This is a genomic window from Stenotrophomonas sp. YJH_SMC_69, assembly GCF_059370495.1.
Window position 1 is genome coordinate 193,114 of sequence record NZ_JCAFTS010000008.1, and the last position, 23,701, is coordinate 216,814.

Sequence of the window (23,701 nt, forward strand, 5' to 3'; positions counted from 1 at the left end):
GCTTCGTCTCCCTTGTTGTCCGAAGACGAACCGAATGAACCGCTGCCTGCGCCCCACCCTGCTCTCACTCGCCCTCTGCGCCGCGCTGCCGCTGCATGCCAGCGAGGCCGAGGCCACCACCGATGCGGCTGCCACTGGTGCCGAACGCTCGCCGACCGAACTGGCGGCGGTGCGCGTGGAGGCCGGCAAGCCGAAGGCCGATACCTCGCGCGTGAATGCCTTCGGCGGCGGTTCGTGGAAGGACACGCCGGCTTCGGTGAACGTGCTCGAGCGCGACTATCTCGAACGTCGCCAGGTACGTTCGCTGTCCGAGCTGGCCAGCAACGATGCCTCGCTGGGTGATGCGTATGCACCTGTGGGCTACTACCAGAACATCGCCATCCGCGGCTTCGCGCTGGACGCCGCCACCGGCTACCGCTTCAACGGGCTGTCCATCGCCGGCGAGCAACGCCTGGCGCTGGAGAACGTGCAGTCGGTCGAGATCCTCAAGGGTGAAGCCGGCCTGGCGGCAGGGGTGATGGCGCCGGGCGGGATCATCAACTACATCGGCAAGCGCCCGGCTGAAGTACGCACCGCCACGCTCGGCACCGATTCGGAAGGCTCACGCTACGTCGCCGTCGATGTCGGCCACTGGATCACCCCGCGTTTCGGCCTGCGCCTGAATGCCGCATGGGACTCCAGCAATTCCTACGTCGCGCACGCCGATGGCCGCCGCAACTTCTACTCGCTGGCCGCCGACTGGCTGATCGGCGAGCGCGGCAAGCTGGAAGTGGATGCCAACTACCAGACCAGCTCGCAGCGCTCGGTGTCCGGCTACCAGCTGCTGGGCGCGCGTGACCTGCCGCGCGGTGTCGACCGCGAGCACCTGCTCGGCTACCAGCCGTGGCAGCGCCCGGTGGATATCGCCAGCACCAACATCACCGCGCTGCATACCTACGACTTCAACGATGCCTGGCAGTCGCGCGTCTCGGTCGGCCACAGCCGCTCGGTGATCGATGACAACGTCGCCTTCGCCTACGGCTGCTACTACGCCGTGCAGTGCGCCGATGGCAGCGTGCCAGGCAACTACTTCGCGCCCAACGGCGACTACGATGTCTACGACTACCGCAGCCCGGACGACACCCGCCGCAACCAGCAGGCCCGTGCCGAGCTGCGTGGCCGCTTCGAGACCGGCAGCGTCGGCCATCAGCTGACCCTCGGTGCCGACTACTTCCGCCGCACCGTGGACAAGCGCCCGAGCGTCAACGAGTACGTCGGCACCAGCAACATCCACGATCCGCAGGTGCCCGTGTTCGAGCCGTCGCCGAAGATGCCCGGCCCCTCCGCACGACGCCTGGACAGCCGCCAGACCGCGTTCTTCGCGCTGGACCGGATGAGCTTTGGCGATGACTGGCAGTGGTTGGCCGGTGGCCGCTTCGTGCGCCTGGACGAGCGTGCCTACGACAAGCGTGGCGTTCCGCAGCGGCACAGCCGCCTGTCGCGGTTCCTGCCGCAGACCGCGGTGGTGTGGAAGGCCACCGATCAGCTCAACGCCTATGCCAGCTACGTGCGCGGCATTTCGCTGGGACAGGAAGCGCCGTTCTGGACCAGCAATGCCGACACTTTCCTGCCGTCGGTGCAGTCGCGGCAGCTGGAAGTGGGCGTGAAGTACGTGCCGGTCGAAGCACTGACCTTGGGCGCGGCGGTGTTCCGCATCTCGCAGCCGTACCAGTACGCCAGGCCCGACAGCAGCGACGTCGGCTACACCTTCGTCGAGGAAGGCACGCAGACCCACACCGGCCTGGAGCTGACCGCCAACGGCCAGCTGACCGACACACTGCAGATCGTGGCCAGCGCCAGCGTGCTGCAGGCGCGCGCGCGCGACACCGGCACGCCGGCCTATGAAGGCCATCAGCTGGTGAACGTGCCGAAGGTACGCGCCAGCGTGCACATGGCCTACGCGCTGCCGTTCGTGCAGGGCCTGGACGTGACCGGTGGCTGGCGCTATGCCGGTGCCAACGTGGCACGCGCCGACGGTGGCGTGCGCGCGCCGGACTACTCGGTGTTCGATGCCGGCCTGCGCTTCCAGCATCGCCTGCACGAACGCGCGGTGACCTGGAACCTGTCGGTGGACAACGTATTCAACCGCTTCTACTGGCGCGATACCGGCAGCAGCGGCGGTGACTACTACCTGTTCCCCGGTGCACCGCGACAGGCCCGCCTGTCGGTGACGTTCGCGCTGTGAGCGGCGTGATGCTCGAGTGGACCGCCGCGCTGTTCAGCATCCTCGGCGTCTGGCTGATGGCCAGGCGCCGGCTGTCGGCATGGCCGGTGGGCCTGCTGTCGGTGGTGCTGTATGGCCTGGTGTTCGCCGAGGCCAAGCTGTACTCGGACACCCTGCTGCAGGTCGCCTTCGGTGGCTTCCTGGTCTATGGCTGGCTCAACTGGCGGCAGCACGCCGCCGATGAGGGCAGCATCCGCATCGTGCCACTGGCACGCGGCACGCTGCTGCGCGACCTGGCCTTCGGCCTGTGCGGTGGCGTGGCGCTGGGTGCGGCCATGCACACCTTCACCGATGCCGCGCTGCCCTGGCTGGACGCGATGCTGACCGCGCTGAGCCTGGTCGGCCAGTGGTGGCAGGCACGCCGCCACGTGGCCTGCTGGTGGGTGTGGATCGCGGTGGACGTGGTCTATGTGGGTGCGTACCTGTTCAAGTCGCTGCACGTGACCGCGGCACTGTACGTGTTCTTTCTCGGCCTGGCCGTGTTCGGCCTGCGCGCATGGAGCGCCGCCGCGCGCGAGCCACAGGTGGCAACGCAGTAGAGCCACCCCATGCGTGGCTGGGGCTACCGGTAGTCGCCAACCTTGGTTGGCGCGCGCCTGCCGACCAAGGTAGGCATCTACCCACCACATCCACGCATGGCATGGATCTACTTCGGCTCCAGCAACAGGCCCAATCGCATCGGTTGGCGCATGTCGGCCGGCGGTGCCGCCTGCAACGGCGCGGCCTGCAGCGTCGCGCGCAGGTCGGCGTCGACCTGGGCATCGCCCAGGCTGTCGAATTCCAGTTTCGAAATACGGCCATCCGCCGCGATCCACACGCTCACCGGAAGCGGTGCCGGTGTGTCAGGGTGCGCCTGCAACCACGCCAGCACACGCTGCGCCTGCGGGTCCTGTTCCTGCTGCAGGCGCTGCTGCAGCTGGCCTCCCACGGCGGCGGCGTAGGCCATCCAGTGCGCAGGGGCTTCCTGCGCGGAAACGCTGGCACTCCCCAGTGCCAACGCGCCGAACACCGCAGCCAGACGCCGCCACCAGCGGCGTAGGCCGGTCCTGTTTGCTGACACCATCGCCTGCCTCCTGCACTCCCATCCAGCGCGCCATGGTCGGCGCCATAGATGACAGGCGGATGGCGGCCGGTGATGGCCCGGCGCTTCGAGCTTGCCCGATTGCGAGGGATTGCCTTCGATCAGTCCAGACAAGCCTTCAGATCATCACGTGTCCAGCCGGTGAGGCCTGCACCCTTCCAGTAGCGTGCAGACGTACCAGTCGGGACAGGGGCAAGCTCGACAATGGCAATCACCCCATGGTTCACAGGGTTGTCGATGACAATGCGCTGCCCGGATTCAGTGGGCAGCACGCGCACGACCTTGTTGCGTTGTGTTCACGTCTGGGACAGGCAGACGGTGACCTGCTGTACCGATTTCGAAGAACCAAATGACTCGGGCGCTTGTTCAAGCAGACCAGGTGCTGTCGAGCAGCCGGCGATGCCCATGAACAATGCCGCCAGGAATGGGGCTCTCAAGACAGACATACGTCCTCCAGATGCATACGCGTGCGTTGATCACTCGCCCAGGTCGGCCAGCACCTTGCGCGAGGGTGCGAAGAAGGTCACGCCGGTGGTGGCGGTGGAGAAATCAAGGATGCGGTCATGCAGCGGTGCGGGATTGCCGATGAACATGCGCTCGAGCATCGTCTCGATCACCCACAGGCGGCGGGTGTAACCGATGAAGTAGGTACCGTACTCGCCACGGCCCGGGTTGGCGAACGGCATGTTGTCGCGCAGGATCTCGTGCTCGCCGTCGGCGTCCTCGATGGTGCATAGCGTCTTGTGCGATTTCTGCGCATCGGCCGGCGCATCATCCAGCTCGATGTTGTCGTGCTTGGTGCGGCCGATGATCGCTTCCTGCGCCTCGGTCTTCTGCGCGCGCCAAGCATCGAGGTTGTGCAGGTACTTCTGCACCACCACGTAGCTGCCACCTGCGTGGTCCGGATCCTCGTCACCAACAATCGTGGCTTCGGGCAGCGACAGTCCTTCCGGATTGGCGGTGCCGTCGACGAAGTCGAGCAGGTCGCGGCCATCGAAATAGCGGAAGCCGGCCACGTCATCGACTGCTTCCACCGCATCGCCGAACGCCATCAGCAGGTTGCGCTCGAAGGCCACGATCAGGTCCATGGTGCGTGCGCGGATGTGGTACAGCAGGTCACCGGGCGTGGACACGGCGGTGTGGGTCGCGCCCTTGATCTCGCGGAACGGCTTCAGCTCGCGTGGCGGCGTGGAGCCTACCAGCGGCTGCCACACGCGATGGCCGATGGCCACGTTGCAGGTGAAGGTGCGCTCGATCTCGCGGATGGCGGTGTTCTTGATCAGATCGTCGGTACTGGCCAGCACCTCGCGCGCCTTGGCGATCGACGCCTCGTCATCCTTCACCTTCAGCACCAGGAACGCCGCCGAATGGGTGAGCGGCGCAGTGATCTGCTGCGGCTCGTTGTCGAGCGTGTGGTTGACGGCGGTGATCGGTGCGGGCTGGGAGTTCACGGCGGTTCCTGCTGGCTTGAGGCGGACGCATCGCGTGTGGCGATGTGCGGGCGATCATAGCGGAACCGCCTGACCGGGGACGGAGCGGTTCTCGTTCCGTCCACCGGCGAAGGTACGAAGACCTCAGTCCACATCACTCCAGACCGCCAGCTCGTAGCCGTCCAGATCGCGGAAGTGGAAGCGGCGGCCGCCGGGGAAGGCGAACACCGCCTGCACCACCTCGCCACCGGCGGCGACCACGCGCTGCTGTGCTTCGGCCAGGTCCGCGCAGTACAGGATCACCAGCGGACCGCCGTGCGCATGCACCGCTGCGTCGGCCACGAAGCCACCTTTCAGGCGGCCGTCGTCGAACTCGGTATAGGCCGGACCATAGTCGGTGAAGCGCCAGCCAAACACCTCACCGTAGAAGCGCTTGCTGCGTGCGATGCTGGCGACGGCGAATTCGATGTTGTCGATGCGGCGTTCGGCATCGTGGGTAGCTTCGTGGCTCATGAGGTGTCTCCGTGATTGGAACCCCAGCTTCGGTCAGCGCGGCGCTGCGATCTTGAACGAAACGGCCATCAGTGGCCCCACTCCAGGCGCAGCTCGCGTGCGGTCATGCCAGCCAGTTCACGCGCCTCACGGCTGAGATGGGCCTGGTCGGCATAGCCGGCCTCGGCGGCCAGCATCGCCAACGAGTGCTGCGGCAGCGCGCGGCTGTGGCGCAGGAAGCGTTGCAGGCGCAGGATCCTCTCAAGTGTCTTGGCCCCATAGCCGAACTGCAGCTGGCTGAAGCGCCGCAGGCTGCGCGGGCTCAAGCTCAGGCGTGCCGCAAACTCATCCAGCGTGGCATTCCCCCTGGCAAGCGCCTGGAACAGGACGTGCGCCCGCTGTGACCGGCTGTCGAGCGCCGCGCCCCCAAGGTGCGGCTGCAGGCAGTGCGCCATCCGCAGCAGGCGCTGTGCAGGCGCGGTGTCGCCGATGGAGGCCGCCGCCTTGTTCGCCCACGCGCCCTTCAGATCAGCCAGTGGCACGGCCTGGCCGATGATCCCGGCCAAAGGCAGGCCCAGCGCGGCCAATGCCTGGCCGGGGCGGAAGCGTGCGCCCAGCACCTGCGCACCGGGTGCCAGCGCCGGGTGCGCGGCCACACGGTCCGGGCCGACGACGAACAGCGCACCGTCGCGCCAGAGGATATCCACGCAGCCATCGGGCAATACGGTGATGTGCCCATCGGCATCGGCAGGAAGCTGGCTCTGCCACAGCTGGCCAAAGTGGCCGCGCAGCGGCGCAGGCGTCAGATGTTCCTGGTAGGTCGTGCCGGTGCCTGCAAGAGAGGAAGGGTCGCCCATGCCGCATTGTGGCGCCACGGGGCCCATAAAAGTGAAGCCCGGCGCGAGGCCGGGCTTCGGTTGGCGTGTGGGAGAGAGAGAGAGAGTCACACGCCAGCACAACACGCACTAACGACAGGCGTTTGTTACCAGGTGAAGCGCGGGCCCACGAACCACTCGCGGTCGCCGGCCTTGGCCAGCTTCACTTCGCCGCTCAGGCCCCAGTTCTGGTTGAACTTGGCGGTGGCGCCGACACGGCCGTAGAACTCGCCGTCCGGGTTGATGCCGTGCTTCTTGGTGTAGTCCTCGTAGCCGGCCATCACGTAGCCTTCCACGTACGGGTTGAACGCGGTGCGCACGCCGACTTCGGTCGAGTAGCCGTTGAAGTCCAGGCCATGCTTCATGTCGAACTTCTGGTACGCAACGCGGGCCACCAGGTCGGTGTTCGGTGCGATGCCGTAGTTGTAGCCGGCACCGATGCGCCACTGGTCGACGTCATTCTTGAACTTGTCGGTCTCCTGCGCGCTGTAGTCGCCGAAGATGTGGAAGTTCGGGTGCACCGCCACGGAACCCTTCACCTTCCAGCCATCGGCGTCGCCGCCCTTGGCATCGGTGTTCACGTAGCCGCCTTCAACGTAGTTGTACGACAGGCCGTCGGTTGCCGATGCAGCGAACGGCAGGGCAGCCAGGAGACCCAGGGCGAGCAGCGAATTCTTGTTCATCGGGACACACCTTTAATTATTTTGGTTTCGTCGGCCGCCTCCCGGGAGGGGGAGAGAGGAGGCGGTCGACAGGTGTGAATTATCCGTTAGGGGGTCTAATCGACCCTGAATATTGAACTGACTGGTGTATAAATAAGGCTGGCGTTCAGGGAACTCCACATGCCGCACGCGTCCGTCGCATCACTGCTGTTTCCGCCCCATGCGCGCCGCGCGGTGCGGGTGCTGCTGCTCGTCGCCCTGCCGATGATGCAGCTGCCAGCCAACGCGGCCGAGCGCGCCCAACCTTCTGCACGCATCGTGGTACAGACAGACGATGTCACGCGTTTCTTCAGCGTGCTGGATGCCACTGGAGGAAAACCAAGTGCCGAAGACCTGCAGCGCGGCTATCTGGACACCGGCACGGAGGCATTGCGCAGCTTCACCGACAGCCGCATCGGATCAATGGAGCGTTTGGCCAGGGCCATCCAGGACAAGCCGGCGTTGTTCGCCAGGGCGCGGACCTGTGCAGCGGCATTGCCGGCGATCCGCGCGCGGGTTGCCGACGCACTCGATCGGTTGGGCACGCTGCTCCCCACTGCACGTTTTCCTCCGGTCACCGTGCTGGTCGGGCGGGGTAACAGCGGCGGCGTCACCACCGAAGATGGTGTGGTGATCGGACTGGAAGCACTGTGCAACGCCGACTGGATGCAGCCTGACGTCGGCGATCGTTTCGTGCACCTGATCGCCCATGAGTACGTGCACGTGCAACAGCCCGGTGCGAGCGTCGATGTCGCGCAGCCCACCCTGCTCTATCAGACGTTGCTTGAAGGCGGCGCCGAGTACGTGGGTGAACTGATCTCGGGGCAACCGGCCAACGCGCATCTGCGTCGCTGGGCCCAGGGCCGCGAATGTGCGCTGGAGCGCGCGTTCGTACAGGACAGTGGGGGCACCGATCTTTCGAAGTGGCTGTACAACGGCCCCGGCGATGAAGCACGACGTGGAGATCTCGGATACTGGGTCGGCTACCGCATCGCGCGCAGCTATGTTTCCCGCGCGCCAGACAGGACCAGGGCCATCGCCACGCTGCTGGATGTGCGACCCGACACCGCCGCGACCGTGTTCGAGGCGAGTGGATGGACGCCTGCCTGCACTGCTGCCAAAGGCATGGAAACGCAAGTGCTGTGAGAGCCGCTTCATACTGATGAATTGGCGACCTTGAACAGGCACAAGGCACGCCGCCGACGTAGATCAGCTCGCCTGATCCCGCTTGTTAATGTTGGGTCAGAGGCCGGCTTCACAGTGCTTCCACGTATTCAAATTCCAGCTGAAAGCGCTTGGTAGCGGCGGGAACAAACGCCGCTATATTCCAGCTTCCCCAGACGAAGGAGGGAGTGCAATGAACCTGAACCCGCAACACATGAAGACGGCCCGCGCACTTGCTGTAGCGCTCATCGCCACCGTAAGCCTTGGCGCCTGCGCGTCATACAAGAACGAGTTTGCAACCATCAACTCGCGTCTCGATCAGCTCGACGTCAAGGTGCAGGGCGCTGCGCAGAGCGCGGAGTCCGCCAACCAGTCCGCACAGCAGGCCAATCAGCGCCTGGACCAGATCGAAGGTCGCGTGCAGCAGCTTGAAAGGGCACCTGCCGGCCGCAAGCCGCGCGGGTAATCGCTCCCTCACCTTTTGAATTGATCCACCTCTGTATCGGGTGTATCGGGGACCCAGTGGCCTTCGCCGGCCACTGGCATCCTTCCACCCACGATTGCATTGCAAGGAGCCGTCCCATTCGTACTTCCCCCTCCCCTGCACGCCGCGCCCTCCATGCCTCCCTGGCCATGGCACTGGCCGTTGCGTGCAGCGGCGTAGCCAACGCCAGGGACAAGGACGCACCTGCACCATCGGTCGCCGCCGTTGATGAACTTCCGCCCGACCAGAGCGTGTCCGAGACAGTGATCGAGCTGGCCGGCTGGGTGGTCGCCAGCAAGGACAACCAGGGCTATCCGTTTGCGGTCATGGACAAGGCGGCGGCGCAGGTTCTGGTCTTCGGCGGTGACGGCAAGCTGCGCGGCGCCGCACCGGCGCTGTTTGGGTCGGCGATCGGCGACCATTCCGCACCGGGCGTCGCCAAGCTCGCACTGAGCGCGATTCCCGGCCACGACCGCACCACGCCTGCCGGCCGCTTCATTGGCGGTTACGGCCCGTCCGACGATGCCGGACGCGTGCTGTGGGTGGACTACGATTCCGCCGTGTCGATGCACCCGCTACCGCCGGGCAGCCCGAAGGAAAAGCGCGCCGAGCGGTTGGCATCGCCCTCGCCGGACGACAACCGCGTCACCCACGGCTGCATCAATGTCTCGCCCGCGTTCTACGAGCAGATCGTGCAGTCCACGTTCGAGAAGGGCGGTGTGTTCTACATCCTGCCGGACAAGGATTCGATCGCGAAGACGTTCCCGGAGTTCGCGCAGAGCCGTGCCGTCACCGATGGCAACCAAAAGAAGACCGCACAGCACGCTGGCGAGTAGTGCGTTTGTGCGTCCGCCCTGGGCGTTGTGGGCACATGCCCGGGCCATGCCCGCCCGCCGGGCGGCTGCGATGCACAGTCTGCTCATGGAGAGTCGCCTGCGTGTGAGGCGTGGTGCCCCCGAGGCCCGGCACGCTGGCATACTGCGCCCGTAGACGATCCTGCGAGGCAATGTCTGCCTCGTCCATGAGGCCGCCGGTGGACCCACTCTTCCAGTTTCTGCTGAGCACGATGGGAGGCGTATTCGTCTTCCTGTTCTTCGTGGCGCGCGACTACCTGCGTGGATTGGGGTGGCTGCTCGGTTCCTGGGATCCGAACATGGGGCACGCGACCGAAGATGCGCTCATTTCGAAGGCCAATCGCAGCGCCTTGCTGATTGCGGCGGTGCTTCTGGCGTGGGCCTTCATGGGCCCTTCTCCCTACCGCCGCAACTGGGAAATCGAAGTAATGGGCATCGGCACCGGCATGTTGCTGGCCTATGTGGTGATCATCCGCCTTGCAGCTTCAAGGGTGAAGAGGCTGCTTGGGTGAGCGTGCCTCACATCGGCACCAATGAGGATCAGGAAGCCGTAGCCTCTGCAGCCCGCGCCAATGCCGCGGCGTGCGCGTCGCCCTTCCGCTCGCTGTAACGGTCTACCAGGTAGTCCGACCGGCCCCGCGTCAGCAGCGTGAACTTCACCAGCTCTTCCATCACATCCACCACCCGATCGTAGTACGGCGAGGGCTTCATCCGGCCGTCGTCATCGAATTCCTGCCAGGCCTTGGCCACCGACGACTGGTTGGGGATGGTCAGCATGCGCATCCAACGACCAAGCACGCGCAACGCGTTGACCGTGTTGAACGACTGCGAGCCGCCGCTCACCTGCATCACCGCCAGCGTCCTGCCCTGCGTGGGCCGCACGCTGCCATCTTCCAGCGGCAACCAGTCGATCTGGTTCTTGAACACGCCGGTGACCGTGCCATGCCGCTCGGGGCTGACCCATACCTGGCCTTCCGACCACTGCGACCATTCGCGCAGTCGCTGCACTTCAGGGTGGTGCGGGTCCACGCTGTCCAGCATCGGCAGCGCATGCGGATCGAACACCCGGGTTTCGCACCCCAGATGGCGCAGCAGTCGCTCGGCTTCCAGCGCCAGCTTGCGGCTGAACGACTGGGGCCGCAGCGAGCCGTAGAGCAGGAGGATGCGCGGCGGCCCCAGATCTGCCGCGGCGAGCTGGTGATGATTGGGCTGGGGCAATGACGATTCCACCAGGTTGGGCAGGTCCAGGCTTGTGATTGGCTCATTCATTCGATTATTCTAGAAATATGGAAACATCGAATGCAATCTCCGCCCTGACCGCCCTCGGTCATGCCACCCGCCTGGCTGCCTTCCGCCTGCTGGTGGAGGCCGGCCCGGCAGGGCGCATGGCGGGCGACATCGCTACGGCCCTGCAGGTGCCGCCGGCCACGCTCAGCTTCCACCTGAAGGAGCTGGTGCAGGCCGGGCTGGTGGAGAGCGAGAACCAGGGCCGCAACGTCTGCTATCGGGCCAACTTCGATGCCATGAACGGCTTGATCGAGTACCTCACGCACAACTGTTGCGCGGGCTCACCCAGCAACCAGTGCGTCCCCGCCGAACCCGCCTGCAAGTGCTGATACCGCACACGACCCACCCCATCGAAGCGATTGCCACATGACCCGCAATGTCCTGTTCCTCTGCACCGGCAACAGCGCGCGCAGCGTGCTGGCTGAAGCCACCCTGCGCGCCTGGGACAGCGATCGCTTCAGGGCATTCAGTGCGGGCAGCCAGCCCACCGGCCAGGTCAATCCGTTCGCGCTGGCACAACTGCATGCCGAAGGAATGCCCGTTGAAGGGCTGCGCAGCAAATCATGGGACGAGTTCGTGGATGCAGCGCCCATGGACCTGGTCATCACCGTGTGTGATGCGGCCGCTGCCGAAGCTTGCCCAGTGGTGTTCGGTGACTTCATCCGCAGCCATTGGGGCCTGCCCGATCCGGCCGCCGTGGCAGGCAGCGATGCCGACAAGGCCGCAGCCTTCGCGCTGGCCCATGCCATCGTGAAAACCCGCCTGCGTGCGCTGCTCGCACTGCCCGAATCGGTGTGGTCCGAACGCGAAGCGCTGCAGCACGCGCTGGACCGGATCGGCCAGCTGTTGCCGACCGACGGCGCGCAGTGACGGTGCCACTGCCATGAGTCTGTTCGAGCGACACCTGACGCTGTGGGTTGTGCTGTGCATTGCGATGGGCACGCTGCTGGGCCACGTCCTGCCCGGTGCCTTCGCGGTGCTGGCGTCCGCCGAAGTGGCCAAGGTCAATCTGCCGGTTGCGGTGCTGATCTGGCTGATGATCATCCCGATGCTGCTGAAGGTCGACTTCCGCGCGATGCGCCAGTTGCAGCAACACTGGAAGGGCATCGGGGTAACACTGTTCATCAACTGGGCGGTCAAGCCGTTCTCGATGGCGCTGCTGGGCTGGCTGTTCCTGCGCCATGCCTTCGCCGACTGGCTGCCCGCAGCACAGATCGACAGCTACATCGCCGGGCTGATCCTGCTGGCAGCCGCACCCTGCACCGCCATGGTGTTCGTGTGGAGCAACCTGTGCCGCGGTGATGCCAACTTCACCCTGAGCCAGGTGGCGTTGAACGACGCGATCATGGTGGTTGCCTACGCGCCGGTGGTTGCACTGCTGCTCGGCCTGTCGGCGATCACCGTACCGTGGGATACGCTGTTGCTGTCCGTTGGTCTCTACATCGTGGTGCCGGTGCTGGCTGCTGCACTGCTGCGGCACTGGATCCTTTTGCGCAGCGGCGAGGCGGGCCTGCAACTCACGCTTCGAAGGTTGGGGCCGCTGTCCCTGTCCGCGCTGCTGCTGACGCTGGTGGTGCTGTTCGGGTTCCAGGGCCAGCAGATCGTGAAGCAACCGCTGGTAATCGCGCTGATTGCCGTGCCGATCCTGATCCAGGTCTATTTCACCTCGGGCCTGGCCTACCTGCTCAACCGTCGGCTGGACGTGGCACATTGCGTGGCCGGCCCGTCAGCGCTTATTGGTGCCAGCAACTTCTTCGAACTGGCGGTGGCGACTGCGGTGGGACTGTTCGGCGTGCATTCCGGGGCGGCGCTGGCGACGGTGGTGGGCGTGCTGATCGAGGTGCCGGTCATGCTGTCCGTGGTGCGCATCGTCAACCGTACTCAGGCCTGGTACGAAAGACCCCAAGAGCGCTGACAACCAGAGTGGGGCGAGTTCGATTTACGTTCTTCGCTCCGCACTGTCGTCATCGGCTTGGTGGGGTACCCATATCCCTGTCATCAAGTTCGAACCATGTCGCATATTCCCCATGCTGCCACGGACGTTGCGGCGCCTGCGTCTGCGACGACTTAACAGCATGCAAGAATGCTGAAAGCGTCTTTGATCGAACGCTGTTTGCAACTCGTCTGATTGGCGTTTCGCAGCGACGGCGGTACAGATGGCGTGCCACCGGAAAAAGGTGGCCGGGCCTCGAAAACCCGTGGCAATGCGTACGTTGTATGCGCCTGCCCGTCGGCGTCACCCAGTGTGGCGCCGGCGGGCAATTCGTCTGCCGACTATGGCGGGCGGAGCGTGGAGGCCTTGTGCCTGCCGGCCTTGTACGCACTGTCCCGGTTTTCGAGCCACGTCTCCGCCCGCCACCTTTGCGTGGCGGCTACCGTCTGTCCTGCACGGGGCACTGCCATGACATCACCGGACTTCCCACGCCTGCATCCGCATCGCTCATCCGCCACTGGCGGTGGGCCGCCAGAGCACGCGGCTGCGACCGATCCGAATGCCTTCATCGCCACGCTTCACCGCATCGGCAAAGGCGCGGCCGCCGACGGCCAGCCCTGGCCAGAGCGTCACCAGATGCCGGGCCGCTGCATGGCGCTGGCCGATGCGGACTGTGCACTGGCCGGCCAACGCGTGACGCTGGAGCTGCTGCTGGCGGCCGAGCGCGTGCGTCAGAACGGCACGGAGGCCGAGTACGTGGGCGACCGGGTGATGGAAGGGCTGATCCTGGCGTGCCTGACCATGAACGCACAGGCCAGCGCGCGCATGCAGCCGGAAGGATGAGGCGGGCACCACATCACTCGCAGAGCGCGCTGTCTTCCTTCAACGCGGCATCCTGCAGTGGCTGGCGTTGTTCAATCTGGGCACGTTGTTCCGCCGTCGGCTCGCCCAGCCACCACACACGACAGCGCGCGGTAAGACGGCCGACCATCTTCGCCTCCGTCGGCGAATACAGCATCGCCAACGCGGTGCCGGGGCAGTCGTGGGCCTGGCAGGCGGTATAGAACCACCACGGCTCGCCCTGCAGCACCAGCAGCTCACCAGGACCGCTGGGCCCGCTCAACAGGCGTTCGCGCAGCGATGGAATCTCCCTGTCAGCGGATTCGGCTGCGGCTGTGTTCTTCATCAGGGCGTTGAACGCGGCCAGCACCTTCGGGTCCTTGCGGCCGCAGTCGTCCACGGTATTGCCGCCCACCAGGGTGAAGAAATGCGTCGCCAGCGGGTTGTCCGCGCAGGTGAGTTCGCCGCCGGCACTCGGGTCTTCCGGTTCGCCTTCGTTGTCCCACACCGAGGGATCCACGCCACCTTCGATGGATGGCGCCTTCTCGCCCACCGTTGCCGTGGCCGCAGGTGCTTCTGTGGCCGGTGCTGGTGCGGCTGGTGCTGCATCGGGTGCCGGTGCCTGCCCGCAGGCGGCCAGCAATGCGACCGTCAGTGCCATCCCTGTGATTCGAATCTTCATTCCCTGTCCTTGTCTGATCTGCGCTGCATCCAGCAAATCGGCAGCCGCGTGATTCTAACCAGCACCGTGCCAGGATGCGTTCGTAGCGTCCCGTCATCGCCTGGAGCCGGACGCATGCGCCGTACACGACTCGCCAAGATCTTCTGCAGTGCCCTGCGGCTGGCATCGCCGGCAATTGCCCACGATGCAGAAAACGCGAAGCCTGCACGGCCTCTCCCGGGCGCAGCCCTGCCCGCACCGCTGGAGCGCGTACTACGCGATTACGAGCGGGCGTGGCGCTCGGCTGATGCCAAGGCATTGGCTGCGCTGTTTGCCGAGGATGGTTTTGTACTGCAGAGCAACCAGCCGCCGGTGCGCGGGCGTACTGCGATCGAGGCCGCGTATGCCGGCCAGGGCGGCAGTCCGTTGCGGCTGCGGGCGTTGGCTCACTCGGTGGAGGGCAACACGGGCTACATCATTGGTGCGTATCGCTACGGCAGCAACGAGGGGGACACCGGCAAGTTCACGCTGACGCTGAAGCGCGTGGGCGACGGGCCGTGGTTGATCTTCTCGGACATGGACAACACCAGCGCGCCGCCACGGGCGCGGTGATTGCCGCCGTCGGGCGCCAACCAAGGTTGGCAGCTACCGGAAGCGGGTTCGGCAGTAGATCCACGCCATGCGTGGATGGCTCGCGCACATAAAAAACCCCGGCACGTGGCCGGGGTTTCTCGATTCACTTGAACAGCGTGTCCGGGTATTCCGGTTTCTGTTCCCGCGCCAGCAGTGCGCGCAGGCCTTCTTCCGGGGTCTGCTCGCCGTGCAGCACGGCACGCACGCCGTCGGAGATCGGCAGGTCGATGCCATGACGGCGTGCCTGTCGCATCACTTCGTCGGCGGTCTGCACCGACTCGACCACCTGGCCGATTTCGCGCACGGCATCCTGCAGCGTCTGGCCACGGCCCAGGGCCAGGCCCAGGCGACGGTTGCGCGACAGATCGCCGGTGCAGGTCAGCACCAGATCGCCCAGGCCGGCCAGGCCCATCAGCGTTTCCGGCTTGGCGCCGATCGCCGCAGCCAGGCGCAGCATTTCATTGAGACCGCGGGTGATCAGGCCGGCACGGGCGTTGAGGCCCAGCTGCATGCCATCGGCCACGCCGGTGGCCACCGCCAGCACGTTCTTCATCGCACCGCCCAGCTCGGCACCGACCATGTCGTCGCCGGTGTAGGCGCGGAACGCCGGGCCATGCATCGCCTCGGCCACCGTCTGCGCGAACTCGGGCACGTCGCCGTGCACGGTGATCGCGGTGGGCAGGCCCTGGGTTACTTCCTTGGCGAACGATGGCCCGGTGACGACGGCCAGCGGCACGTCCTCGCCCAGCACTTCGCGCGCCACTTCATGCAGGAAACGGCCCGAACCGGGTTCGAAGCCCTTGGTGGCCCAGGCCACGCCGGCACCGGCCGGACGCAGCGGCGCCAGCGCACGCACGGTTTCACCGAAGGCATGCGACGGGGTCACCACCAAGATCCAGGCCGCGCCTTCCACCGCCGACGCCAGGTCGGTGGTGGCACGCAGGCTGTCCGGCAGCGGGATGCCCGGCAGGTAGCGCGGGTTCTCGTGGCGCTGGTCGATGGCCTCGACCACGGCAGCGTCGCGCCCCCACAGCACGGTCGGATGACCGTGCCGTGCGAGCAGGCTGGCCAGCGCGGTTCCCCAGGAACCGGCGCCCAGCACGGCGATCTTGTCAGCGGGAGTGCTCATCCGTGACGTCGCGGCAGGAATCAGGCGTTGCCAGCCGGCTCGGAGTCAGCCAGCGACGGTGCGTCGCCCTGCTCCTGGCGCTGGCGCAGGGTTTCTGCGTACAGGCCTTCGAAGTTGATCGGCTGCAGGAAGAACGGCGGGAAGCCGCCGGCCTGGATCAGGTCGCTGATCAGCTGGCGCACGTACGGGAACAGGATGTTCGGGCACTGGGTGCCAAGCAGCACGTCGATCGACTGCGGGTCCAGGCCGACCAGGCCGAACACGCCGGCCTGCTTCACTTCGGCCACGTAGGCGGTGCGCTCACCGGCCTGGCAGGTCAGGGTCACGGCCAGCACGACTTCGAAGGCGTTCTCACCCAGGCGCTGCACCTGCTGGTTCAGGTTCAGCTGCAGCTCCGGCTGCACCTGGTCATTGAAGATGGTCGGGGCGTTCGGCGACTCGAAGGAGACGTCCTTGACGTAGATCTTCTCGACGGTGAAAGCGGGGCCGGTGGCGGCATCGACCGGCGCAGCAGCGCCGTTGGTGATCTCTTCGGACATTTCCAGTAACTCCAATGAATGCAATGAAAACGATGGTCGAATTACTGCGATGGGGGCGGGATCAGGCCCATACAAGGCCGGATCCGCCACCTGCGGCAATCAGTTGCGGCCCTTGACCAGCGGCAGCTCGGCCTGCTGCCAGGCGGGAATGCCGCCGTCGAGCACGTAGACCTTCTCGAAGCCGGCCTTCTTCAGCGCCTTGGCGGCGGTTTCCGAGGCGTTGCCGCTGCGGCACACCAGCACCACCGGCGACTGCTTGGCGTTGGCCACCAGCTTGTGGTCCGGGCCGAAGGCACTGGCCTGGGCGTTGCGGCTGCCGGCAATGTGGCCCTTCTCGAAGTCACCGCTGGCCGACAGGTCGACCACCACCGTGCCGCCCGCGTTGATCAGCTGGGTCAGTTCGGCGGGCTTGATGCCCTTGAAGCCCCGGAACAGGCGGCGGATCTCGGTGACGATGATGGCCACGGTCAGGCCGACCAGGGCCGCGGACAGCATCGGGTTTCGGCCTGCAAAGGCCAGCAACTCTTCGTAATTCACTCAGGTCACGGGTCGATTAAGCGGGCGCCGATTGTCGCACAAGCCGGACGCGGCCCGTCACTGCCCCTTCCACAGGTCCGGCAGGCCGGCGGTCTGCCACCAGCGCTTGGCTTCCGGGTCCCAGCGCCAGCGCTCGACCACGACCACCGTGCGCTCGGCCTGGGTGTTCTGGTTGATCACCCCGATTTCGACCCGGCGCTCGACCAGTCCCCCGTCCAGTGAGGCACTGCTGCGCTCGCGGTAGGACGACACGCGCAGCTGCGCGTAACGGTTGAGCTCGAACTCGGTGGGCGGCTTTTCCTTGCGCAGCTTGGGGTCGAGGTAGCCGATGGCATCGTCCATGCTGCCCCAGCGGATGGTCGCCCCGTAGGCGATCTGGGTCTCTTCCAGCAGCTTGCGCTGCTTGCGGCTGAGGTCGTCGGCCGAGGCCACGGCACTGGCCAGCAGCAGGGAACAGATCAGGAACTGGATCAGGCGGCGCATCAGTGGTTTCCCCAGAACGTCAGCCTGCCATCCTACCCTTTGGCGAAGGCAACGAAGCGACCGCTGAATTCGGCGGCGGGCTTGCCATCGGCGCCGGGCTGGGTGGCGATGATGCTGATGCGGGCCTTGCGGCGCTGCCGGAAGGTGTTCAGGAAGGCATCCCAGCCGGTGGCCTCGGCCGCCTCAGCGTGGGCGTGCAGGTCTTCGTAGACCGGGGCCAGGTAGCGCAGGTTGCTGTCGGCCACGTAGACCTCGGCATCGTGGCCGGCCAGGCGCAGGCGCAGGCTGACCAGCGCCCAGCCGGACAGGGTCAGCACCGAGGCCAGGCTGCCGCCGAAGGCGTTGCCCTTGTCGTTGACGTTGGCGGCCAGCGGCGCGGTGATGCGCAGCACGCCATCGGCATAGCCGTCGAGCTGGATCTGCATGGCGCGCACCGCCGGCATGCAGTCCAGCACGTCCTGCAGGGCGGCCAACGAGGAAGTCAGGGCATCAACGGACATCGGAGCAGCGACCACGACAACGAAGGGCCCGCATAATGCAGGCAATGGCCGACCATACGATACCCACTGGCGCCACCCGTTCCGGCGCGCGCTGGACCCTGATCTCGCTGCGCCCGCGGGGCCAGAATGTGGCGCTGCGCCGCGCCGTTGCTGGGCTGGGCGGGGATGTCCTGGCCCTGGCGCCCTGGCGCCTGCAGCGCCTGCATGGCACGCCTGTGGTGCGTCAGCTGCAACGCGCGCTGAACTGCGATCGGGTGGTGTTCACCAGCCCGGCCGCCGTGACCGCGGCCGCCACCCTGCTGCCGCTGGCCGAGGCGCAGCGCAGCCCGTGGCTGACCGTCGGCGAAGGCACCGCGCGCGCATTGCGGGCACACGGCATCACCGAGGTGCATGCGCCGCAGCGGATGGACAGTGAAGGCCTGCTGGCGCTGCCGGTGCTGGCTGACGTACAGGGCCTGCGCATCGGCCTGGTGACCGCGCCCGGCGGGCGTGGCCTGATTGCCGCGCGGCTGCAGGCGGCCGGCGCCACAATCGAACGTGCCGACATCTACCAGCGTCGCCTGCTGCACCTGCCGCCCCGTGCGCTGGCTCGATTGGCGCATTCAGCGCAGCCGTGGATGCTGGCGGTGAGCAGTGGCGAAGCGCTCCAGCATTTCTGGCAGCAGCTTCCGCCGCCCTTGCAGCAGCGTCTGCAGGCGCACGCGACTGCCGTGGTGGCCAGTGATCGCCTCGGCGAACAGGCCCGGGCACTGGGCCTGCAGCATGTCGTGCGCGCGGCAGGCCCCACCAGCGCGCAGCTGGTGGCGGCCGCACACGCCACGCTCACCGTCCCGGCAGCGACCTGAACAGGGACGTGGGTCACGCTTGCCGCTGTCGTCGGCAACAGTGATGCTGTGCACAACGCGGCCTGCCGGCCCCCGACCGGCGACGTTGCCGACAAGGAAGCCCGATGAACGACACTCCGCCCGTTTCCCCGCCCCGTCGACCCGTGCGCTGGCTGCTGCCGCTGGCCGGTGTGGTCGTGCTCGGCGTGGGCGGCTATGCCGGCTGGTATGTCTGGCAACAGCAACAGAACGAACAGGCAGCGCAGGCACAGACCACGGCTGTCCAGCTGAAGGGCCTGGAGGCCACGCTGGATGCGCTGCGTCGTGACCAGCGCGCGACCAGCCAGCGCCTGCAGGACGCGGCCGCCACCAACCGCGTGCTGCGCGACGAGATGCTGGGCCTTTCCCAGCGCAGCGCATTGCTGGAAGAGAACCTGGCCAAGCTGGCCGACAGCGCCAACCAGGGCCGCCAGGCGGTACAGCGCGATGAGGCCGAACTGCTGCTGACCCAGGCCGCGCAGCGCCTGAACTACGCCGACGATGTGGAAGGCGCACGCCGGTTGTACGCCCAGGCCGCGACGGCACTGGCCGAACTGCCCGACAGTGATGGCCTGAACCTGCGTCAGGCGCTGGTGCAGGAGCGCGAGGCACTGGATGCGCTCGGCAGCGGCCCACGCGTGCAGTCGCTGCAGCGTCTGGATGCTGTGGGCAGGGCACTGCAGGGCCTGCCTTCGCAGATCACCGGCACAACCGGCAGCAGCACCGCCAAACCCTGGTGGCAGGCAGCTCTGGCGCCGTTCGTGGACATCACCCCGAGCCGCCAGAACGGCCCGCTGACCGCCGCCGAACAGCGCAATGCCGACGACGCGCTGCAGCTGGAACTGACATTGGCACGTGCGGCAATCGAGCGCGGCGACCGCGCGGGGCGCAATACCGCATTGGACCGCGTGGAGCACTGGGCACAGCGGCGCTGGCCGGATTCACCAGCCCTGCGCGCGCAACGTGCTGAACTGAAGGCCTTGCGCGAACTGCCGCTGCAGGCCAACGACGCTGTCCTTGGCAGCACCCTGCAACAACTGCGCACCCAGACCGACCGGAGGTAAGCCCGCATGAAACCCCTGCAATCCCTGGTCGTGCTGTTGCTGGCCGTGGCCATCGGCGTGGTCGCTGCGCAATGGCTCGGCGCCGATGACCTGAACCGCTTCGGCGAAGTGACCCTGCGCTACGGCGGCTACGACTACCACAGCAACCTGCCGAAGGTGGCGCTGCTGGCAGTGATCGCGGTGCTGGTGCTATGGCTGCTGTTGAGCCTGATCGCCGCACCGTTCCGCGCCTGGGGCCGCTACCGCCGCAAACAGGGCCGGGTGCGCCTGATCGACGGCCTGCAGGCCTATGAGCACGGCCAGTGGCAGCGTGCCGAGAAACTGCTGGACGGTGCCGCCAAGGATCCGGAAGTGAGCGCGGTGGCGCTGGCCAACGCCGTGCGCAGCGCGCAGGCACGTGCCGACGGCCCGGCTGGCGAGGCGCTGCTGCAGCGCCTGGGCGAAAGTGATGCCACCCTGCAGGCGCTGCTGCGCGCCGAACAGCTGCTGGCGCGCGATCTGCCGGTGGATGCGATCAACGCATTGGACGTAGCGGCGATCCAGCCGCTGCCGCCACGTGGCCTGTGGCTGCGCACCGAGGCACTGGCACAGGCCGGCCGCGCCCACGAGGCGTATGGCCAGCTGGGTGCACTGCGCCAGAGCAAGGTGCTGCCGGCCGAGGCCAGCAGTGAACTGGAAGCACGCCTGGCTGCACAAGCGCTGCTGGAAGCGGCCGACGTCAACGCACTGGCCGCGCAGTGGGAAGCCACGCCGAAGGCACTGCGACCGACTCCGGACGTGGTTGGCGCCTATGCCAGCCGCGCGGTGGCGCTGGACTGGGACGAGCCGGCGCTGCTGGCGCTGGAACAGGCCCTGGACCAGCGCTGGGATGAGGAACTGGTGGCGCTGTATGGCCGTCTGCCGGCCGAGCGCCTGGCTACCCGCCAGGCCAACCTCGCACGTTGGCGCAACGTGCATGACGGCTCGGCCGCGTTGCGCCTGGCGCAGGGCCGCGTGGCCCTGGCCCAGCAGCAGTGGGAGGCCGCCGATGCGTTCCTGCACGAGGCCATCGCCGCCGGCGCCGGTGCACCGGCGTGGGAAGCGCTGGGTGAACTGTTCGCCCAGCGTGGCGAACACGCGCTGGCCGCGCAGTGCCTGGCCAATGCGCTGCGCCTGCAGCGCGGCGAGGACAGCGTGGCGCTGGTGCGCGGCGGCGAGACGCCACTGCGTGCCACGGTGGAAGAACAGCCGCTCGCGGTGCAGCCGCCGGTGTATGACGCCAACGAAGAGCGCGACGAATTCGGTAATCCGCGGTTGCCGTGACCGCTGCTGAAATAGGCCGACCAACGGTCGGCACCCACAGGAGCAAAAAACGCCGCCCAATGGGCGGCGTTTTCATGTGCGGGACCCGTTAGTCGCCAACCCTGGTTGGCGCGTGGCCTTTCCGAGCGATGCCGTTTCACAGCCGACCAAGGTCGGCATCTACCACAGCAGATCCAGCACGCATTTCTGGTAGTCGCCAACCTTGGTTGGCGCGCGGTCGCAGCGATCAGCGTTCGACGATCGCCACCACGCCCATGCCGCCGGCGGTGCAGATCGACACCAGCGCGCGACCACCGCCGCGTTCGGCCAGCTGCTTGGCGGCGGTGGCGATGACGCGGGCGCCGGTGGCGGCGAACGGATGACCGGTGGCCAGCGACGAACCCAGCAGGTTGATCTTGTCCGGGTCGATGCGGCCCAGCGGTGCGTCCAGCCCCAGGCGGTTGCGGCAGTAATCCTCGCTCTCCCACGCACGCAGGGTGCACAGCACCTGCGCGGCGAAGGCTTCGTGGATCTCGTAGATGTCGAAGTCCTGCAGGGTCAGGCCATTACGCTTGAGCATCTCCGGCACCGCGATGGTCGGCGCCATCAGCAGGCCTTCGCCATGCACGAAGTCCACCGCAGAGACATGCGCGTCGCGCAGGTAGGCCTGCGGCTCATGGCCGTGCGCGCGCGCCCACTCTTCGCTGGCCAGCAGTACCGCAGCGGCACCGTCGGTCAGCGGGGTGGAATTGGCGGCGGTCAGCGTGCCGCGGCCGGAGACCTTGTCGAACGCCGGCTTCAGCGTGGCCAGCTTTTCCAGCGAGGTATCCGGACGCAGGATGTTGTCGCGCTCGACGCCACGGAACGGTGCGATCAGGTCGTTGAAGAAACCGCGCTCATAGGCAGCGGCCAGCTTCTTGTGCGAGGACACCGCCCACTCATCCTGCGAGTCGCGCGAGATGTTCCATTCCTTGGCCATGTCCTCGCAGTGGTCGCCCATGCTCTTGCCGGTGCGCGGCTCGGCCACGCCCGGGAACTCGGGCTTGAGCTCGGAGAACTTGAAGCCGGAAGTGAGCGCGCGGATCTTGTCGCCAGTGCTCTTGGCGCGGTTGGCGGCCAGCAGGCGTGCGCGCAGCTTCTTGCCGTAGACGATCGGCACGTCGGAGGTGGTGTCCGAACCGCCGCCGATGCCCGATTCGATCTGGCCCAGCGCGATCTTGTTGGCGACAGTGATGATGCTGTCCAGCGAAGTGCCGCAGGCGCGCTGCAGGGTGATGCCCGGGGTCAGCGGCGACAGGCCGGACGACAGCGTGGCTTCACGGCCCAGGTTCCAGTCGCTGGAGTGCTTGATCACCGCACCCATCGCCACTTCACCCAGCTGCTGGCCGTGCAGGCCGAAACGTTCGACCAGCGCGCCCAGCGTACGGACCGACATGCCGAGGTTGCCGACATCCGAATACGCGGTGTTCTGGCGGCAGAACGGAATGCGGACGCCACCGAGGATGGCGACGGGACGAGCGTTGGGCATGGAGATACCTGGCATGGATGAGGGTGTCTGCAACATGGCCTGCACGGCGGAGCAGGCATAATGGAGCCAAGTGTAGCTGCCGCCCTGTGATGGGCCAACCGTGGAACCATGAGCAAACCCGACCCTGCGATGAATGCCCTTGGCGTGCTGGCCCTGGAACTGGCCGGCGGCGAAATCCCCCGCCAGGCGGTGCTCAGCGCTGAACAGGCCGGTGAACTGGCCGAACGCGTCGGCCGTGACCTTTCCAAGCTGGTGCCGCAGGTGGCCGAGCTGGACCTGGTGTTCGCGGCCGCCCATTTCGACCCGGCCGAAGTACTGCGCCCGGGCTGGCCGATCCATCGCCGCCTGGAAGAACTGCAGATGCGTGCCCCGGGCCGCAACCAGGGCCCGCGCCTGCTGGCCTTCGGCACCGATGCCGCAGGCGATGTGCCGCTGCCGTTCCAGGCCGATGCGACCCTGGTGGGGGGCGGCCTGCGCGTGGTGCCGTTCCTGCTGACCGGCAGCGACGTGGCCACCACCAACGCGGTGGCCAATGCGCTGGAAGAAACACTGCTGGCCAACGGCATGGCGCATGCCGACACCGCGTTGATGGCACAGAACAGCTTCGGTGCCCGCATCGAACACGCGCGCTATTTCACCGTGAACGACCTGGCCGCGATGATGTCGATGCAGTACGACAACCAGGGCTTGGCGGCGCTGTGGCCGCTGATCGAGAGCGCGATCATGGCGCCGGGCGAAGACGAGTGGCTCAATGCCGCGCCCGAGCCGCTGCTGCGCTATACCCATGGCGAGGCACGCATGGCGCTGTTCGATCCGGCGGGTTGGTGCGCGTACTACAACCACAGCAAGAACGATTGCGACCGCCTGCAGGGCATCTACGAGCAGTTCCTGATGCGCCAGCGGCAGATGGCCGCGGTGCTGGAAGCGCACGGCGTGCCGGTGCTGTTCGTGCACTGCGAGGCCGGGCAGGACGCGCGCGAGCTGCTGGCGCGCTGAAGGCGGGTAGTGCCGGCCGCTGGCCGGCAACCTCCGGATGTGCGATTGCCGGCCAGCGGCCGGCACTACCGATAAAGAAGAAC

General features: G+C 66.8%; 29 protein-coding genes. 15 read left to right on the plus strand and 14 right to left on the minus strand.

The window, feature by feature from the left end; translation table 11 throughout:
• Positions 1-34: 34 nt before the first annotated feature.
• Together AC5P8F_RS15195 and pnuC are read left to right on the plus strand one after the other, a co-directional pair.
• Entirely contained in the window at positions 35-2,224 is a 2,190-nt protein-coding gene (locus tag AC5P8F_RS15195; protein WP_262225348.1) for a TonB-dependent receptor, read from the plus strand.
• An 8-nt stretch (positions 2,225-2,232) separates the two neighbouring features.
• The gene (gene pnuC, locus AC5P8F_RS15200; RefSeq protein ID WP_495228488.1) at positions 2,233-2,802 is read left to right on the plus strand and encodes a nicotinamide riboside transporter PnuC; all 570 of its coding nucleotides are present in this window, start codon (positions 2,233-2,235) and stop codon (positions 2,800-2,802) included.
• A gap of 107 nt (positions 2,803-2,909) precedes the next feature.
• Here the strand turns inward: pnuC and AC5P8F_RS15205 are convergent, their stop codons facing one another.
• The 6 genes from AC5P8F_RS15205 to AC5P8F_RS15230 all read right to left on the minus strand — a co-directional run bounded on the left by AC5P8F_RS15205 (position 2,910) and on the right by AC5P8F_RS15230 (position 6,824).
• The gene (locus tag AC5P8F_RS15205; protein WP_329768266.1) at positions 2,910-3,326 is read right to left on the minus strand and encodes a hypothetical protein; all 417 of its coding nucleotides are present in this window, start codon (positions 3,324-3,326) and stop codon (positions 2,910-2,912) included.
• A 119-nt stretch (positions 3,327-3,445) separates the two neighbouring features.
• Positions 3,446-3,622: a hypothetical protein gene (locus tag AC5P8F_RS15210; protein WP_495228490.1), complete on the minus strand. Its 177-nt coding sequence runs from the start codon at positions 3,620-3,622 to the stop codon at positions 3,446-3,448.
• A 198-nt stretch (positions 3,623-3,820) separates the two neighbouring features.
• Complete coding sequence (locus AC5P8F_RS15215) at positions 3,821-4,795, minus strand: Dyp-type peroxidase (RefSeq protein ID WP_445392078.1); 975 nt, start codon at positions 4,793-4,795, stop codon at positions 3,821-3,823.
• A 123-nt stretch (positions 4,796-4,918) separates the two neighbouring features.
• Positions 4,919-5,287, minus strand: coding sequence for a VOC family protein (locus AC5P8F_RS15220; protein WP_478409314.1), 369 nt, complete (start codon positions 5,285-5,287; stop codon positions 4,919-4,921).
• Positions 5,288-5,355: 68 nt separating this feature from the next.
• Positions 5,356-6,123 carry a helix-turn-helix transcriptional regulator gene (locus AC5P8F_RS15225; protein WP_495228494.1) on the minus strand — a complete coding sequence of 256 codons (768 nt, stop codon included), beginning with the start codon at positions 6,121-6,123 and terminating at the stop codon, positions 5,356-5,358.
• 125 nt (positions 6,124-6,248) lie between these two features.
• Positions 6,249-6,824: an OmpO family porin gene (locus tag AC5P8F_RS15230; protein ID WP_005411880.1), complete on the minus strand. Its 576-nt coding sequence runs from the start codon at positions 6,822-6,824 to the stop codon at positions 6,249-6,251.
• Between the two features lie 159 nt (positions 6,825-6,983).
• On the opposite strand from AC5P8F_RS15230, the gene AC5P8F_RS15235 reads away from it, so the two are divergent.
• From AC5P8F_RS15235 to AC5P8F_RS15250, 4 genes are all read left to right on the plus strand, one after another.
• Positions 6,984-7,988 (plus strand): DUF2268 domain-containing putative Zn-dependent protease, encoded by a 1,005-nt coding sequence (locus AC5P8F_RS15235; protein ID WP_289213841.1) that lies wholly within the window; start codon positions 6,984-6,986, stop codon positions 7,986-7,988.
• Between the two features lie 211 nt (positions 7,989-8,199).
• Complete coding sequence (locus AC5P8F_RS15240; RefSeq protein WP_010487149.1) at positions 8,200-8,472, plus strand: hypothetical protein; 273 nt, start codon at positions 8,200-8,202, stop codon at positions 8,470-8,472.
• A gap of 167 nt (positions 8,473-8,639) precedes the next feature.
• Entirely contained in the window at positions 8,640-9,326 is a 687-nt protein-coding gene (locus tag AC5P8F_RS15245; protein WP_014645514.1) for a L,D-transpeptidase, read from the plus strand.
• A 197-nt stretch (positions 9,327-9,523) separates the two neighbouring features.
• Positions 9,524-9,856, plus strand: a complete 333-nt coding sequence (locus AC5P8F_RS15250; RefSeq protein ID WP_227864434.1) for a hypothetical protein — start codon at positions 9,524-9,526, stop codon at positions 9,854-9,856.
• 28 nt (positions 9,857-9,884) lie between these two features.
• On the opposite strand, the gene arsH is transcribed toward AC5P8F_RS15250, so the two are convergent.
• Entirely contained in the window at positions 9,885-10,613 is a 729-nt protein-coding gene (gene arsH / locus AC5P8F_RS15255) for an arsenical resistance protein ArsH (protein WP_049441739.1), read from the minus strand.
• Between the two features lie 17 nt (positions 10,614-10,630).
• Between arsH and AC5P8F_RS15260 the strand changes: the two genes are divergently transcribed.
• The 4 genes from AC5P8F_RS15260 (at position 10,631) to AC5P8F_RS15275 (ending at position 13,407) form a co-directional block, all read left to right on the plus strand.
• Positions 10,631-10,960, plus strand: coding sequence for an ArsR/SmtB family transcription factor (locus tag AC5P8F_RS15260; RefSeq protein ID WP_014645511.1), 330 nt, complete (start codon positions 10,631-10,633; stop codon positions 10,958-10,960).
• A gap of 37 nt (positions 10,961-10,997) precedes the next feature.
• Positions 10,998-11,501, plus strand: a complete 504-nt coding sequence (locus tag AC5P8F_RS15265) for an arsenate reductase ArsC (protein WP_111206057.1) — start codon at positions 10,998-11,000, stop codon at positions 11,499-11,501.
• Between the two features lie 13 nt (positions 11,502-11,514).
• Positions 11,515-12,546 (plus strand): ACR3 family arsenite efflux transporter, encoded by a 1,032-nt coding sequence (gene arsB, locus AC5P8F_RS15270; RefSeq protein ID WP_495228498.1) that lies wholly within the window; start codon positions 11,515-11,517, stop codon positions 12,544-12,546.
• 486 nt (positions 12,547-13,032) lie between these two features.
• Positions 13,033-13,407: a hypothetical protein gene (locus AC5P8F_RS15275; RefSeq protein ID WP_049441737.1), complete on the plus strand. Its 375-nt coding sequence runs from the start codon at positions 13,033-13,035 to the stop codon at positions 13,405-13,407.
• 13 nt (positions 13,408-13,420) lie between these two features.
• Here AC5P8F_RS15275 and AC5P8F_RS15280 read toward each other — a convergent pair whose 3' ends face one another.
• Positions 13,421-14,086 (minus strand): Ivy family c-type lysozyme inhibitor, encoded by a 666-nt coding sequence (locus AC5P8F_RS15280; RefSeq protein WP_197574344.1) that lies wholly within the window; start codon positions 14,084-14,086, stop codon positions 13,421-13,423.
• A gap of 114 nt (positions 14,087-14,200) precedes the next feature.
• On the opposite strand from AC5P8F_RS15280, the gene AC5P8F_RS15285 reads away from it, so the two are divergent.
• Positions 14,201-14,677 (plus strand): YybH family protein, encoded by a 477-nt coding sequence (locus AC5P8F_RS15285; protein WP_329768258.1) that lies wholly within the window; start codon positions 14,201-14,203, stop codon positions 14,675-14,677.
• 124 nt (positions 14,678-14,801) lie between these two features.
• Here AC5P8F_RS15285 and AC5P8F_RS15290 read toward each other — a convergent pair whose 3' ends face one another.
• From AC5P8F_RS15290 to AC5P8F_RS15310, 5 genes are all read right to left on the minus strand, one after another.
• Positions 14,802-15,827 carry an NAD(P)H-dependent glycerol-3-phosphate dehydrogenase gene (locus AC5P8F_RS15290; protein ID WP_005420929.1) on the minus strand — a complete coding sequence of 342 codons (1,026 nt, stop codon included), beginning with the start codon at positions 15,825-15,827 and terminating at the stop codon, positions 14,802-14,804.
• 20 nt (positions 15,828-15,847) lie between these two features.
• Positions 15,848-16,366: a protein-export chaperone SecB gene (gene secB, locus AC5P8F_RS15295; RefSeq protein ID WP_005407596.1), complete on the minus strand. Its 519-nt coding sequence runs from the start codon at positions 16,364-16,366 to the stop codon at positions 15,848-15,850.
• A 99-nt stretch (positions 16,367-16,465) separates the two neighbouring features.
• A complete protein-coding gene (locus AC5P8F_RS15300; RefSeq protein WP_014645505.1) occupies positions 16,466-16,903 on the minus strand; it encodes a rhodanese-like domain-containing protein in 438 nt (145 codons plus the stop codon).
• A 57-nt stretch (positions 16,904-16,960) separates the two neighbouring features.
• A complete protein-coding gene (locus AC5P8F_RS15305; protein ID WP_014035526.1) occupies positions 16,961-17,386 on the minus strand; it encodes a hypothetical protein in 426 nt (141 codons plus the stop codon).
• Positions 17,387-17,418: 32 nt separating this feature from the next.
• Positions 17,419-17,886 (minus strand): YiiD C-terminal domain-containing protein, encoded by a 468-nt coding sequence (locus AC5P8F_RS15310; protein WP_005407593.1) that lies wholly within the window; start codon positions 17,884-17,886, stop codon positions 17,419-17,421.
• Between the two features lie 35 nt (positions 17,887-17,921).
• Here AC5P8F_RS15310 and AC5P8F_RS15315 point away from each other — a divergent pair, with 35 nt between their 5' ends.
• The 3 genes from AC5P8F_RS15315 (at position 17,922) to AC5P8F_RS15325 (ending at position 21,115) form a co-directional block, all read left to right on the plus strand.
• Entirely contained in the window at positions 17,922-18,731 is an 810-nt protein-coding gene (locus AC5P8F_RS15315) for a uroporphyrinogen-III synthase (protein ID WP_111206059.1), read from the plus strand.
• Positions 18,732-18,835: 104 nt separating this feature from the next.
• Positions 18,836-19,813 carry a uroporphyrinogen-III C-methyltransferase gene (locus tag AC5P8F_RS15320; protein ID WP_032959352.1) on the plus strand — a complete coding sequence of 326 codons (978 nt, stop codon included), beginning with the start codon at positions 18,836-18,838 and terminating at the stop codon, positions 19,811-19,813.
• 6 nt (positions 19,814-19,819) lie between these two features.
• Positions 19,820-21,115, plus strand: coding sequence for a heme biosynthesis HemY N-terminal domain-containing protein (locus AC5P8F_RS15325; protein ID WP_495228500.1), 1,296 nt, complete (start codon positions 19,820-19,822; stop codon positions 21,113-21,115).
• 226 nt (positions 21,116-21,341) lie between these two features.
• On the opposite strand, the gene AC5P8F_RS15330 is transcribed toward AC5P8F_RS15325, so the two are convergent.
• Positions 21,342-22,637: an acetyl-CoA C-acetyltransferase gene (locus AC5P8F_RS15330; protein ID WP_111206060.1), complete on the minus strand. Its 1,296-nt coding sequence runs from the start codon at positions 22,635-22,637 to the stop codon at positions 21,342-21,344.
• Positions 22,638-22,730: 93 nt separating this feature from the next.
• Here AC5P8F_RS15330 and AC5P8F_RS15335 point away from each other — a divergent pair, with 93 nt between their 5' ends.
• Positions 22,731-23,618 (plus strand): hypothetical protein, encoded by an 888-nt coding sequence (locus AC5P8F_RS15335; RefSeq protein WP_495228503.1) that lies wholly within the window; start codon positions 22,731-22,733, stop codon positions 23,616-23,618.
• The last annotated feature ends 83 nt before the right edge of the window (positions 23,619-23,701 follow it).

Bases quoted from the DNA above. Each gene is read 5' to 3' on its own strand.
- AC5P8F_RS15260 (WP_014645511.1), top strand. From the start codon at position 10,631: ATGGAAACATCGAATGCAATCTCCGCCCTGACCGCCCTCGGTCATGCC.
- AC5P8F_RS15220 (WP_478409314.1), bottom strand. From the start codon at position 5,287: ATGAGCCACGAAGCTACCCACGATGCCGAACGCCGCATCGACAACATC.
- AC5P8F_RS15330 (WP_111206060.1), bottom strand. From the start codon at position 22,637: ATGCCAGGTATCTCCATGCCCAACGCTCGTCCCGTCGCCATCCTCGGT.
- AC5P8F_RS15225 (WP_495228494.1), bottom strand. From the start codon at position 6,123: ATGGGCGACCCTTCCTCTCTTGCAGGCACCGGCACGACCTACCAGGAA.
- AC5P8F_RS15280 (WP_197574344.1), bottom strand. From the start codon at position 14,086: ATGAAGATTCGAATCACAGGGATGGCACTGACGGTCGCATTGCTGGCC.
- AC5P8F_RS15315 (WP_111206059.1), top strand. From the start codon at position 17,922: ATGCAGGCAATGGCCGACCATACGATACCCACTGGCGCCACCCGTTCC.
- AC5P8F_RS15240 (WP_010487149.1), top strand. From the start codon at position 8,200: ATGAACCTGAACCCGCAACACATGAAGACGGCCCGCGCACTTGCTGTA.
- AC5P8F_RS15275 (WP_049441737.1), top strand. From the start codon at position 13,033: ATGACATCACCGGACTTCCCACGCCTGCATCCGCATCGCTCATCCGCC.
- arsB (WP_495228498.1), top strand. From the start codon at position 11,515: ATGAGTCTGTTCGAGCGACACCTGACGCTGTGGGTTGTGCTGTGCATT.
- AC5P8F_RS15285 (WP_329768258.1), top strand. From the start codon at position 14,201: ATGCGCCGTACACGACTCGCCAAGATCTTCTGCAGTGCCCTGCGGCTG.
- AC5P8F_RS15290 (WP_005420929.1), bottom strand. From the start codon at position 15,827: ATGAGCACTCCCGCTGACAAGATCGCCGTGCTGGGCGCCGGTTCCTGG.
- AC5P8F_RS15305 (WP_014035526.1), bottom strand. From the start codon at position 17,386: ATGCGCCGCCTGATCCAGTTCCTGATCTGTTCCCTGCTGCTGGCCAGT.
- AC5P8F_RS15230 (WP_005411880.1), bottom strand. From the start codon at position 6,824: ATGAACAAGAATTCGCTGCTCGCCCTGGGTCTCCTGGCTGCCCTGCCG.
- pnuC (WP_495228488.1), top strand. From the start codon at position 2,233: ATGCTCGAGTGGACCGCCGCGCTGTTCAGCATCCTCGGCGTCTGGCTG.
- arsH (WP_049441739.1), bottom strand. From the start codon at position 10,613: ATGAATGAGCCAATCACAAGCCTGGACCTGCCCAACCTGGTGGAATCG.
- secB (WP_005407596.1), bottom strand. From the start codon at position 16,366: ATGTCCGAAGAGATCACCAACGGCGCTGCTGCGCCGGTCGATGCCGCC.
- AC5P8F_RS15205 (WP_329768266.1), bottom strand. From the start codon at position 3,326: ATGGTGTCAGCAAACAGGACCGGCCTACGCCGCTGGTGGCGGCGTCTG.
- AC5P8F_RS15195 (WP_262225348.1), top strand. From the start codon at position 35: ATGAACCGCTGCCTGCGCCCCACCCTGCTCTCACTCGCCCTCTGCGCC.
- AC5P8F_RS15310 (WP_005407593.1), bottom strand. From the start codon at position 17,886: ATGTCCGTTGATGCCCTGACTTCCTCGTTGGCCGCCCTGCAGGACGTG.
- AC5P8F_RS15335 (WP_495228503.1), top strand. From the start codon at position 22,731: ATGAGCAAACCCGACCCTGCGATGAATGCCCTTGGCGTGCTGGCCCTG.
- AC5P8F_RS15320 (WP_032959352.1), top strand. From the start codon at position 18,836: ATGAACGACACTCCGCCCGTTTCCCCGCCCCGTCGACCCGTGCGCTGG.
- AC5P8F_RS15325 (WP_495228500.1), top strand. From the start codon at position 19,820: ATGAAACCCCTGCAATCCCTGGTCGTGCTGTTGCTGGCCGTGGCCATC.
- AC5P8F_RS15265 (WP_111206057.1), top strand. From the start codon at position 10,998: ATGACCCGCAATGTCCTGTTCCTCTGCACCGGCAACAGCGCGCGCAGC.
- AC5P8F_RS15245 (WP_014645514.1), top strand. From the start codon at position 8,640: ATGGCACTGGCCGTTGCGTGCAGCGGCGTAGCCAACGCCAGGGACAAG.
- AC5P8F_RS15235 (WP_289213841.1), top strand. From the start codon at position 6,984: ATGCCGCACGCGTCCGTCGCATCACTGCTGTTTCCGCCCCATGCGCGC.